General features: G+C 62.7%; 9 protein-coding genes. All 9 read right to left on the bottom strand.

The genetic code is table 11. The features are described from left to right. Positions 1-115: 115 nt before the first annotated feature. A complete protein-coding gene (locus GPL81_RS30575) occupies positions 116-571 on the bottom strand; it encodes a MaoC family dehydratase (RefSeq protein WP_160109818.1) in 456 nt (151 codons plus the stop codon). A 36-nt stretch (positions 572-607) separates the two neighbouring features. Next, positions 608-1,747: an acyl-CoA dehydrogenase family protein gene (locus tag GPL81_RS30570; protein ID WP_160109817.1), complete on the bottom strand. Its 1,140-nt coding sequence runs from the start codon at positions 1,745-1,747 to the stop codon at positions 608-610. A 15-nt stretch (positions 1,748-1,762) separates the two neighbouring features. Continuing rightward, on the bottom strand, positions 1,763-2,959 hold the full coding sequence (locus tag GPL81_RS30565; RefSeq protein ID WP_160109816.1) for an acyl-CoA dehydrogenase family protein: 1,197 nt from the start codon (positions 2,957-2,959) through the stop codon (positions 1,763-1,765). 11 nt (positions 2,960-2,970) lie between these two features. After that, positions 2,971-4,158, bottom strand: coding sequence for a lipid-transfer protein (locus GPL81_RS30560; protein WP_160109815.1), 1,188 nt, complete (start codon positions 4,156-4,158; stop codon positions 2,971-2,973). Between the two features lie 285 nt (positions 4,159-4,443). Next, positions 4,444-6,114 carry an AMP-binding protein gene (locus tag GPL81_RS30555; RefSeq protein ID WP_160109814.1) on the bottom strand — a complete coding sequence of 557 codons (1,671 nt, stop codon included), beginning with the start codon at positions 6,112-6,114 and terminating at the stop codon, positions 4,444-4,446. A gap of 87 nt (positions 6,115-6,201) precedes the next feature. Further along, positions 6,202-7,344, bottom strand: coding sequence for a CaiB/BaiF CoA transferase family protein (locus GPL81_RS30550; RefSeq protein ID WP_178122641.1), 1,143 nt, complete (start codon positions 7,342-7,344; stop codon positions 6,202-6,204). 31 nt (positions 7,345-7,375) lie between these two features. Further along, complete coding sequence (locus GPL81_RS30545; RefSeq protein ID WP_160109813.1) at positions 7,376-8,515, bottom strand: acyl-CoA dehydrogenase family protein; 1,140 nt, start codon at positions 8,513-8,515, stop codon at positions 7,376-7,378. 15 nt (positions 8,516-8,530) lie between these two features. Continuing rightward, on the bottom strand, positions 8,531-9,727 hold the full coding sequence (locus tag GPL81_RS30540) for an acyl-CoA dehydrogenase family protein (RefSeq protein ID WP_160109812.1): 1,197 nt from the start codon (positions 9,725-9,727) through the stop codon (positions 8,531-8,533). A gap of 11 nt (positions 9,728-9,738) precedes the next feature. Next, positions 9,739-10,926 (bottom strand): lipid-transfer protein, encoded by a 1,188-nt coding sequence (locus GPL81_RS30535; protein WP_160109811.1) that lies wholly within the window; start codon positions 10,924-10,926, stop codon positions 9,739-9,741. Between the last annotated feature and the right edge of the window lie 135 nt (positions 10,927-11,061).

Genomic DNA, 11,061 nt, shown 5'->3' with positions numbered 1-11,061 from the left:
CCTTATTGGTTTGGCAAGGGAGGGGGTACCCCGTCACCCGACTGAAAACGCAAACGCCACGCGGCATCGGAATGCGCGTGGCGTTTGTCAGTGAGGTATTGCAGGCGTTATCGGTTCAGGCGAATACGCGAAGAATGGTCTCCGCCACGCAAGCCGGTTTGGCGGCACCCTCGATTTCCACAGTCATTTCATAGGTTATCTGAGCGCCGTTGCCTTCCAGCGGTTCAAAGGACTGCACTTTGAAATGCCCGCGCAAGCGACTGTCCACCGGCACTGGCTGCACAAAGCGAACCTTGTTCATGCCGTAGTTCACGCCCATCTTCACGTTCCGCAGTTCGAAGGCATTGGTCATGAAGGTCGGCAGAAGGCTCAGGGTCAGAAACCCGTGGGCGATCGTCTTGCCGAACGGCCCTTTGGCGGCGCGTTCGGGGTCGGTGTGGATCCACTGGTGGTCGCCGGTGGCTTCGGCAAAGGTGTTGATGCGTTGCTGATCGATGGTCACCCAGTCGCTGGTGCCCACGACTTCGCCGACGAGGCCTTGCAGTTCGGCCAGGGTTTCGTAGCTTTTCATTATTGTTGTGCTCTCGATGGTCTGTTGATGGGCAGGTCAGGCGCGAAGCCCGACCTGCAATGCGGCTGCGCAGGCCGCCTCGTGGCTGTCGCTGCTACCCAACAACAAGTCGGCGACGATGGCCCGCTTGTAGTAGTGCCCGACCAGGTACTCTTCGGTCATGCCGATGCCGCCGTGCAGCTGGATACCCTGGCCGCAGACGGATTTCGCCGCGCGGCAGATCAGCATCTTGCAGCCCGAAACGGTCTTGTCACGGGTGGCTTCGTCATCGTTGGCCATCGATGCCAGGGCCACGTGCAGGCTCGAACGCGCCAGTTCCAGTTCCGCCGCCATGTCGGCCATGCGGTGCTGCAAGGCCTGGAACGAGCCAATAGGCACACCGAATTGCTGGCGAACCTTGAGGTAGTCGGCGGTGACTTCGAGGGTTTTCTCCATGCCGCCTATCAGCTCCGCGCATAGGGCGACAATGCCGTTGGCCAGGCCCTGGCGTAATCCGGACAGGCCTTGTCCTGCCTCACCCAGCAAGGCCTCAACGCCGACTTCGACGCCATCGAAATGCAATTCCTGCACCCAGGTGCCGTCGTGAAGGGGCAGTGTCTGACAGGTGAGACCCGGACGATCCGCATCGACCAGCAGCAGGCTGATGCCGGGTGTTTGCGGTATCTGCGCGGAGACGATGAACGCTTTTGCACCGACAGCACCGATTACCAGAGTCTTGCGCCCGGTCAGGCGAAAGCCCTCACCCTGACGCTCGGCCTGTAGCGTGACCGGCAACGGCATGCCCCGTGAACCCGCTTCGCTATACGCCAGCGCGATCCGATAAGTGCCGTCGGCTAGTTGCGGCAGCAGCCGCGCTTTTTGCGCCTCTGTACCTGCCGCCAGCAGGGTCTGCGCCGCCAGCACGCCACAGCCGGTAAAGGGCTCCAGCACCAGTCCGCGACCCAGTTCTTGGGCGATGATCACCGTGTCCACCAGCGATCCACCGAGCCCGCCATAGGCTTCCGGCAACGCGGCCATCAGCCAGCCGTTGGCGGCAAAGAGGCCCCAGTTGTCCGCGCTACCGTTCTTGCCCGCCTTGAGCAGCGCAGTACGCGCCTCGAAACTGTAGGCCTTGTCCACATAACGTCGCAGGCTGTCCTGCAACAGTTGTTGTTCCGAAGTGAATTCGAAATCCATACCGGTTTCCTGCTATCAGAGTTGGAACAGCATCTTGGCGATAATGCCGCGCTGCACTTCGCTGGTGCCGCCGTAAATGGTCGACGCCCGGCGCAGGAACATGTCGTGGCTGATGCCCCGCGCAAGTTTTTGCTGCGGGAACGGTTGCTGCGGATCGGCCTCGTGGGGATGCGGATAGGCAATCGCGCCGTAGTCGCCCAGCGCCTCGATCTGCGCCTCGGTGATGCGTTGCTGCAATTCGGTGGCGCGGATCTTGAGCATCGAGCCCAGGATGTGCGACGCCGGGTTGTGCTGCTGTTCCAGGCGCGCGACCCGCTGCACCAACATCTCGATGGCTTGCAGTTCCGCCTCCAGCCGCGCCAGTTTCAGGGCGAATTCCGGACGCTCGCAGAGCGGCTGGTCGCCCACTTGCAGCGTGGTGCCGATCAGCCGCAACTCACGCATGTAACGCTTGAGCTCGGGCAGATCGGCGGTGGTCGCATGTTCGTTATTGAGCAAGAACTTGGTGATGGTCCAGCCCTGCCCCTCGGCACCGATCAGGTTACCGACCGGCACTCGCACGTTGTCGAAAAACGTTTCATTGAGGTGATGGGCATCGTCGATGCTGCGGATCGGACGCACGGTAATTCCAGGCGTGCGCATGTCCACCAGCCAAAAGCTGATCCCCGCCTGTTTCTTCACGTCCGGGTTGGTGCGTACCAGCATGAAGATCCAGTCGGCATGGTGGGCATAGCTGGTCCAGGTTTTCTGGCCGTTGATCACATAGCAGTCGCCATCTCGCTCGGCACGGGTGCGCAACGAGGCTAGGTCGGAGCCGGCGCCCGGCTCGGAGAAACCCTGGCACCACAGGCGCTCGCCATTGAACACCGCCGGCAGATGCTCGGCCTTTTGCTGCGCAGTGGCAAACGCATTGAGTACCGGTCCGAGCATTTTGTGCACGAAGCCATCCTGAGTCGGCGTGCCGGCGGCGCTGCACTCGTCATCGAACACCAGGATCTGTGGCACCGTCCAACCGGTGCCGCCGTGCTCCTTCGGCCAATACGGCGCACCCCAACCGCGCTCATTGAGCAGCTTTTGCCAGCGCATGATCTGCTCTCGGGGCGAGCGGGCGCAGCGCTGTTGCCCTTTCAGATCCGCCGGAACCTGGTCCCGAAGGAACCGGCGAACTTCTTCGCGGAAAGCTTCGAGGCTGGCATCAGGTTGAAAATCCATGGTGTGTCTCCTCAGTCCTTGCGGTACAGGGTCACCACACAGGCGCCACCAATACCGACGTTGTGTTGCAGGGCAATGCGTGCACCTTCCACCTGACGCTGCTCGGCCTGGCCGCGCAACTGCTGGACCAGCTCGGTGCACTGCGCCAGACCTGTCGCGCCAATCGGGTGGCCCTTGGAGAGCAGGCCGCCAGACGGGTTGACCACGTAGTGGCCGCCATAGGTATTGTCGCCATCGTCGACAAACTTCTGCGCCCCGCCTTCCGGGCACAGACCCAGGGATTCGTAGGTCAGCAGTTCATTGTGGGCGAAGCAATCGTGCAACTCGACCACGTTCACATCCTCGGCGCCGATGCCGGACATCTCGTAGACCTTCTGCGCCGCCGACCGAGACATGGAATAGCCGGCGATATTGCGCAGATCGCCGCCGTGGAAAGTCTCCGGACCATCGGTGGTCAGCGCCTGGCCGGCAATCGATACACTACGATCGAGGCCATGCTTCTTCGCATAGGCTTCGCTGCACAACACCACCGCCGCCGCGCCGCACGTCGGCGGGCAGGCCATCAGGCGAGTCATCACTCCGGCCCAGAGGACCTGGTCGGCCATGACCTCTTCGGTAGTAACCACCTTGCGGAATACCGATTTGGGGTTGTTCGCCGCGTGGCGACTGGCCTTGGCACGTATCTTGGCAAAGGTCTCCAGTGGCGTGCCGAAGCGCTTCATGTGCTCCAGGCCGGCACTGCCAAACAGGCGCAGTGCCGCAGGCATCGCATTGACGTCGGGGTCGCTACCCTCGCACTGGCGAAGGAACAGCTCGGCTGGCGAAGGTCGGTCGGGGAATGTGTCGCCCAGTGCGCCGGGCTTCATCTGCTCGAAGCCTACTGCAAGCACGACTTCCGCCGCGCCGCCGGCGATGGCCTGGTTGGCCAGGAACAGCGCGGTGGAACCACTGGAGCAATTATTGTTGACGTTGATCACCGGGATGCCACTCATGCCGGCGTTGTAGAGCACGCGTTGGCCGCAGCAGGAGTCGCCATAGATGTAACTGGCATAAGCCTGCTGGATCGACTCGTAGCCGACGCCGGCGTCGGTCATGGCCAGGCGCACTGCCTGCTCGCCCATGGCGACGTAAGTATCGCTCTGTCCCGGCTTGACGAACGGGATCATACCGACGCCGGCGACTACGACTTTCTGACTCATGTCTGGATATCCTCGGTTCTGATGGGGCTGTTGCTGGCGCGCTCTTGGGCGGATCGCCATGCCTGGGACCAGTATAAGAGTCCGGGGATTTGCACGACCCCTCCCCTATGGACAGGGCGGGGGCTGCGTCCGGAATCTTGGGTCAGTGAGAAAACTGTGGCGAGGGGGCCTGCTCGGGCATGAGTGCGCAGCACTCACAAAAATCGCGAGGTTGTCGGATTTTTGGGGCCGCTTCGCGGGAATGCCGCCCGGAGCAAGCTCGTTCGCCACACGGTTTTGCGAGGTTTAAAAACAGGCTTGGAAGTGGATAGGCTCGCCGGAGTCGGCCCAGTCCTGCACGTGCGCCAGATAATGGTCCTCGATGACAGTGCGCTTGATCTTCAGCGTCGGCGTCAGGAACCCGTTGTCGATCGTCCAGACATCCTTGACCACCACCAGGCAATCCAGCTTTTCGTGCCCCTCGAGGCTGGCGTTGACCTGTTCCAGCAAGGTCAGCAGCTCGCCACGCAGGCTCTCGCGCCCTGCTGCGTCGCCCAGCCGGGCTCTGCCAGTCGGCGACAGCAGGAGCAGTGCGAAGGGCTGCGACTGTCCCATGCCGGTGACACAGGCGGCCTCCACCAAGTCGTTGACCAACCGGTTCTCGATGGGAGCTGGCGCGACGTACTTGCCCCGGCTGGTCTTGAACAGTTCCTTGACGCGCCCGGTAATTTTCAATCGACCCTGCTCGTCCAACTCGCCACGGTCGCCGGTATGGAAGAAACCATCGGTAGTGAGTGATTGCGCGGTCTGCTGCGGGTCCTTGTAATAGCCAAGCATCTGCGTGGCGCAGCGGACCAGGATCTCGCCCTCCGGCGACAATCGGCACTCCACTCCCGGCAGTGCCTGACCGACGTAGCCAATACGCACCTGACCCGGACGACTGTAGTGCGAGTAACAGAAGTTCTCCGACATGCCGTAGACCTCCAGCAACTCAAGGCCAAGGCTGCGGTACCAATTGACGATATCGGTCGGCAGCGGTGCCGAGCCAGTGAAGGCGATACGGGTACGGTCCAGCCCAAGCATGCCGAGAATCTGCTCTTTCAACACCGCCCCGTCGGGGCCGGTCAGTGCATCACGCTGCTGTGTACCCAGCTTCGCACAAACGCTTTGGTAAAATTTGGTCCATAGCCGGGGCATAGAGATGAAAACGGTCGGCCGCGCCCGGCAAAGGTCACGGGAGAAAGTTTCCAGGCTGTCGTTGAAGTAAATACGTGCCCCGTGGCAGAGCGAATTGCTCTCCACGCACGAGCGTTCGGCGGCGTGCGCCAGCGGCAGGTAGGAAAGCATGCAGTCGTCGGGCGTCATGCTGCAAAAGTCCCCTCCACCAAGCTTCGCATAGGTGTACATGCTGGCGAAGCTATGCATCACGCCTTTAGGCATGCCGGTGGTGCCGGACGTATAAATGATAGTAGCGAGCTGCTCCGGGGCCGGCAGCTCAAGCTCACACAAGGGCGCATGTGCGGCGATCAGTGTATCCCAGCACCCTGCATCCAGATCGGGTGCCAGTGGCAACGCGATCAACGCAATGTTTTCGAAGAGGGCTTGACGCCCGCTATCCCAGGCATCGATTCGACCGACGAAGGCCAGGCGCACGTTGGCATGCTCCAGCACATGCGCCATGCCATCGGTACTCATGGTCGGATAGAGCGGCACCGAAACGTGTCCAGCCATCCAGATGGCCAGGTCCGCAATGACCCAGTGCGCGCTGTTGCGGCCCAAAATCGCGATGGAGCTACCCGTCGGCAGTGCCAGGCTGCTCAGGTACGCGGCCATGCGCCGCGCCTGATCCCCTACTTCACGCCAGCTGTAGTCGATCACTTCTTCGCCCACGGGCTGGCTCAGGTGAATGGCTTGCGGCCTGGTTTGCTCCCAGTGGAGGAATCGATGGAGCAAGGTCGTCGTATTGTTGTTTTCCATGCATCGCTCCTAAAGCGCTCGGCGTCGGCAGACGACAACGCCTGCCAAAGGGGCATCCAGTCGATGGCCCTCGCCTTTAATGTCCGGTTATTGCTGGTTCCAGTCGCGCAGGATTGCCTCAGCCGCTGCGCCGCGCACCGGTATCGGGCCCGGCTTTGCTGCGGGCGTACCCGAGAAGCGCGGTGCCGGGTTGGCCTGTAGCACGCCATCGACCTGGCTGTAGACGCCGCGCGAGAGCATGTGCGGATGCCGCGCCGCTTCGTCGATGTTCAGCACTGGAGCGAAGCAGGCATCGGTGCCTTCGAGCAGTTCGCACCAGTGCTGGCGCGTTTGCGTGGCGAACAGCGCGACGAAACGCTCGTGCAGCCCTGCCCAGCGCTGTGGGTCGTAAGTGCCCGCATAATCGGGGTCGTCCGTCAGGCCGAGCTTTTCCATCAGCAGTTTGTTGAAGCGTGGCTCCGCCGTGGCCAGCGAAATGAAGTGACCGTCGGCACAGCGGTAAGTGCGATACCAGTGAGGCCCGTCCAGCAAACTACGGCCGCGCTCGTTGTGCATCTGCCCCGCCGACTTCAGGCCGAGCATCAGATTGAGCATATGGGCGCTGCCGTCGACAATGGCGGCGTCCACCACCTGGCCCTCGCCGCTTGCCTTCGCATGCATGATGCCAGCCAGCACGCCCACTGCCAGGTACAGGGCCCCGCCGCCGATGTCACCGACCAGGCTCGGTGGCGACATCGGCGCCTCGCCCGGCTGCCCTGACCACCACAGCGCGCCGGACAGGGCAATGTAGTTCAGGTCGTGCCCAGCCGCGTGAGCGAGCGGGCCTTCCTGCCCCCATCCGGTCATGCGGCCATAGACCAGCGCCGGATTTCGCTGCCGGCAGACGTCGGGGCCAAGACCCAGGCGCTCCATGACCCCAGGACGCATGCCTTCGATCATTGCGTCGCAGTTGGCGACCAGGTCGAGCACCGTGGCCACACCCTGGGGACTTTTCAGGTCCACGGCGATGGAGCGTTTGCCGCGGTTGTGCACGGCATGGTGCTCCTGGTCAAGGTCTTCCGGACCGACCTGGACACGATCCACCAACACCACATCGGCGCCCAGGTCGGCCAGCAACATGCCGCAGAAGGGAGCCGGCCCGAGACCGGCGATCTCCAGGATGCGCAGCCCCTGCAAGGGACCGTGACGTTGCGGTTCCAGGGCCGTGTTTTCGTTGTTGTTGTTGTTCATTGTTTTCACTCGAAGATATGGAAACCGGCACTCAGCCGCGCAATTCCGTTTGCAGGGCTGACGCGCAGGCCGCTTCGTGGCGGTCGCTGCTGCCCAGTTGCAGGTCGGCGACAATGGCGCGCTTGTAGTAGTGACCGACCAGGTATTCCTCGGTCATGCCAATACCGCCGTGCAACTGAATACCCTGGCCACAGACGAACTTCGCCGCGCGGCAGATCAGCATCTTGCTGCCCGACAGTTTTTTGCTACGGGTGGCTTCATCATCGTTGGCCATCGATGCCAGGGCGACGTGCAGGCTCGAACGCGCCAGCTCCATCTCCGCCGCCATGTCAGCCATGCGATGCTGCAAGGACTGGAACGAACCGATGGGCACGCCGAATTGCTGGCGTACCTTCAGATACTCGGCGGTGACCTCAAGGGTCTTCTCCATCACCCCGATCAGCTCGGCGCACAGCACCACCGTACCGTGAGCCAGGCCGGTGCGCAGTGCCGACAAGCCCTGACCGGGCTCGCCCAGCACAGCGTCCGCGTCGACCAGCACGTTGTCGAACGTCAACTCCTCGACCCAGGTCTCGTCATGCAGGCGCAATGCCTGACGCCGCAAGCCGGCACTGTTGCCGTCCACCAGCAAAAGGGTGACACCGGGCACGCTGGTAACGGTCGCCGAGACGATGAAAACTGCGGCATCTACCGCCCCAAGCACCAACGTCTTGCAGCCGTTGAGTCGGTAGCCCTGGCCCACGGGTTCGGCGCTCAAGGCCACCGGCTCAGGCATGCCGCGCGAGTTCGGCTCGCTGTAGGCCAAAGCCATGCGTAGCGTGCCCTCGGCCAGGTGCGGCAGCAGACGGATCTTCTGCGCCGGCGTGCCGCCGGCGACGAGGGTTTGTGCCGCCAGCACGGCGCAACCGAGAAAAGGCTCCAGCACCAGGCCACGGCCCAGTTCCTGAGCGATGATTACGGTGTCCAGCAGGGAGCCACCCAGGCCGCCGTACTCTTGCGGCAACGCGGCCATCAGCCAGCCGTTGTCGGCGAAGATGCCCCAGTTGTCGGCGCTGCCGTTCTTGCCGGCCTTCAGTAACGCGGTGCGGGCCTCAAAACCGTATGCCTTGTCGACGTAACGGTGAACGCTGTCCTGCAATAGTCGTTGTTCCGAATTCAGTGCGAAGTCCATAACCTTGTCCTGCTATCAAAGTTGGAACAGCATCTTGGCGATGATGCCGCGCTGCACCTCGCTGGTGCCGCCATAGATGGTCGAGGCGCGTCGGAAGAACATATCGTTGGCAATGCCGCGCGCCTGCTGCTGTAGCGGATACGCCGATTCCGGCCCCGCGTCGTGGGGATGCGCATAGGCCACTGCCCCGTAGCTGCCCAGCGCCTCGACCTGAGCCTCGGTGATGCGCTGCTGCAGCTCCGTACCTCGGATTTTCAACATCGAGCCCAGCATCAGCGACGCGGGGTTGTGCGCCTGTTCCAGCTGCGCGACACGCTGCACCAGCATCGCGACGGCCTGCAACTCGGCCTCCAGGCGCGCCAGCTTCAGGGCGAACTCGGGGCGCTCGATGAGCGCTGCCCCCTCCACCTGGAACGTCTTCGCGAAGTGGCGTAACTCGTGCAGGTAACGCTTGAGCGCCGGCAGCTCGGCCGCAGTGGCATGCTCGTTGTTGAGCAGGAACTTGGTGATAGTCCAGCCCTGCCCTTCGCCGCCGACCAGGTTCGCCTCCGGCACCCGCACGTTGTCGAAGAAGGTCTCGTTCAAATGATGGGCGTCATCGATGCTGCGGATTGGCCGCACGGTGATGCCCGGTGTCTTCATGTCCACCAGCAGGAAACTGATACCGGCTTGTTTCTTGACCCCGGCGTCGGTGCGCACCAGTAGGAAGATCCAGTCGGACTCGTGGGCGTAGCTGGTCCAGATCTTCTGGCCGTTGACCACATAGTGCTCGCCGTCGCGCTCGGCGCGGGTTTTCAGTGAGGCCAGGTCCGAACCGGCGCCCGGCTCGGAGAAACCCTGGCACCACAAACGCTCGCCATTGAGGATGGGCGGCAGGTGCCGGTCTTTTTGCGCAGGCGTGGCAAACGCATTGAGCACCGGACCCAACAACTTGTGCACGAAGCCGTCCTGGGTAGGCGTACCCAGGGCAACGCACTCTTCATCGAACACGAGCTGCTGCTGAGTCGTCCAACCATTGCCGCCATGTTCCTTCGGCCAATACGGCGCCCCCCAGCCCTGATCGTTGAGCAGCTTCTGCCAGCGCAGCACCTGCTCGCGCGGAGAACGCGTGCAACGTTCCAGTCCGGTCAGTTCGGCGGGGACATGCGCCCGGAGGAACTGGCGGACCTCCTCACGGAAAGCCTCGAGCCCGGCGTCAGAGTGAAAATCCATAGTGTGCCTCCTCAGTCCTTGCGGTACAGGGTCACCACACAGGCGCCACCAATACCGACGTTGTGTTGCAGGGCAATGCGCGCCCCCTCTACCTGGCGCTGCTCGGCGCGGCCGCGCAGTTGCTGGACCAGCTCGGTGCATTGCGCCAGGCCCGTGGCGCCGATCGGATGCCCCTTGGACAGCAGGCCGCCGGACGGGTTGACCACGTACTGGCCGCCGTAGGTGTTATCGCCATCGTCGACGAACTTCTGCGCCCCGCCTTCCGGGCACAGGCCCAGGGATTCGTAGGTCAGCAGCTCATTCTGGGCGAAGCAGTCATGCAGTTCGACGACGTGCACGTCCTCGGCACCGATACCGGCCATTTCATACGCCTTCTTCGCAGCCGCGCGGGACATCGAGTAGCCGGCAACGTCACGCATGTCGCCCGACTTGAAGGTTTCCGCACCATCGGTGGTCAGGGCCTGGCCGGCAATCGACACACTGCGATCCAGGCCATGCTTTCTGGCGTAGGCCTCGCTGCACAACACGACCGCCGCTGCGCCGCAGGTTGGCGGGCAGGCCATCAGACGGGTCATGACGCCCGGCCACACCACCTGATCGGCCATGACTTCCTCAGTGGTGACGACCTTGCGGAATACGGCTTTGGGATTGTTCGCGGCGTGACGGCTGGCCTTGGCGCGAATCTTGGCGAAGGCTTCCAGTGGCGTGCCGAAGCGATTCATATGCTCCACCCCGGCGCTGCCGAAGATACGCAGCGCGGCCGGAATCTGTGCGGCACCGGGAATCGCTTCGTCGCACTGATCGAGGAACAGCTCCAGCGGGCTCGGACGGTCCGGGAAGGCACTGGGGATGGCCCCCGGAACCATCTGCTCGAAACCGAATGCCAGGACGATGTCGACCATACCGCTGGCGATGGCCTGATTGGCCAGGAACAGTGCCGTTGAGCCGCTGGCGCAGTTGTTGTTGACGTTGATCACCGGGATGCCGGTCATGCCGACGTTGTACAACACACGCTGGCCGCTGGTGGAATCACCAAAGATGTAACTGGCAAACGCCTGCTGGACCGACTCGTAACCGACGCCGGCATCCGCCAGGGCCAGCCGCACGGCCTGCTCGCCCATGACCGCATAGGTCTCGCTCTGGCCAGGCTTGACGAAGGGGATCATACCTACACCCGCGACGACGACTTTCTGCATCATGTCTTACTCCTCAATATTGGAAATCCTGCCGGTTCGTTGTAATGCGTGTACATACGTCAGGCATTGGAAAACATACAAACCTGTAGGAGCCGGCTTGCTGGCGAAGGCGGCAGTCCAGTTAACAATGCAGTGCCT

Source organism: Pseudomonas izuensis (genome assembly GCF_009861505.1).
GTDB classification, from domain to species: domain Bacteria; phylum Pseudomonadota; class Gammaproteobacteria; order Pseudomonadales; family Pseudomonadaceae; genus Aquipseudomonas; species Aquipseudomonas izuensis.
The sequence above is the reverse complement of the archived record's forward strand: the minus strand, read 5'-3'. Positions and strand labels throughout refer to the sequence as shown.

Coding starts and splice junctions, on each gene's coding strand:
- GPL81_RS30540 (WP_160109812.1), bottom strand. CDS start 9,727: ATGGATTTTCACTCTGACGCCGGGCTCGAGGCTTTCCGTGAGGAGGTC.
- GPL81_RS30565 (WP_160109816.1), bottom strand. CDS start 2,959: ATGGATTTTCAACCTGATGCCAGCCTCGAAGCTTTCCGCGAAGAAGTT.
- GPL81_RS30570 (WP_160109817.1), bottom strand. CDS start 1,747: ATGGATTTCGAATTCACTTCGGAACAACAACTGTTGCAGGACAGCCTG.
- GPL81_RS30550 (WP_178122641.1), bottom strand. CDS start 7,344: ATGAACAACAACAACAACGAAAACACGGCCCTGGAACCGCAACGTCAC.
- GPL81_RS30555 (WP_160109814.1), bottom strand. CDS start 6,114: ATGGAAAACAACAATACGACGACCTTGCTCCATCGATTCCTCCACTGG.
- GPL81_RS30535 (WP_160109811.1), bottom strand. CDS start 10,926: ATGATGCAGAAAGTCGTCGTCGCGGGTGTAGGTATGATCCCCTTCGTC.
- GPL81_RS30560 (WP_160109815.1), bottom strand. CDS start 4,158: ATGAGTCAGAAAGTCGTAGTCGCCGGCGTCGGTATGATCCCGTTCGTC.
- GPL81_RS30575 (WP_160109818.1), bottom strand. CDS start 571: ATGAAAAGCTACGAAACCCTGGCCGAACTGCAAGGCCTCGTCGGCGAA.
- GPL81_RS30545 (WP_160109813.1), bottom strand. CDS start 8,515: ATGGACTTCGCACTGAATTCGGAACAACGACTATTGCAGGACAGCGTT.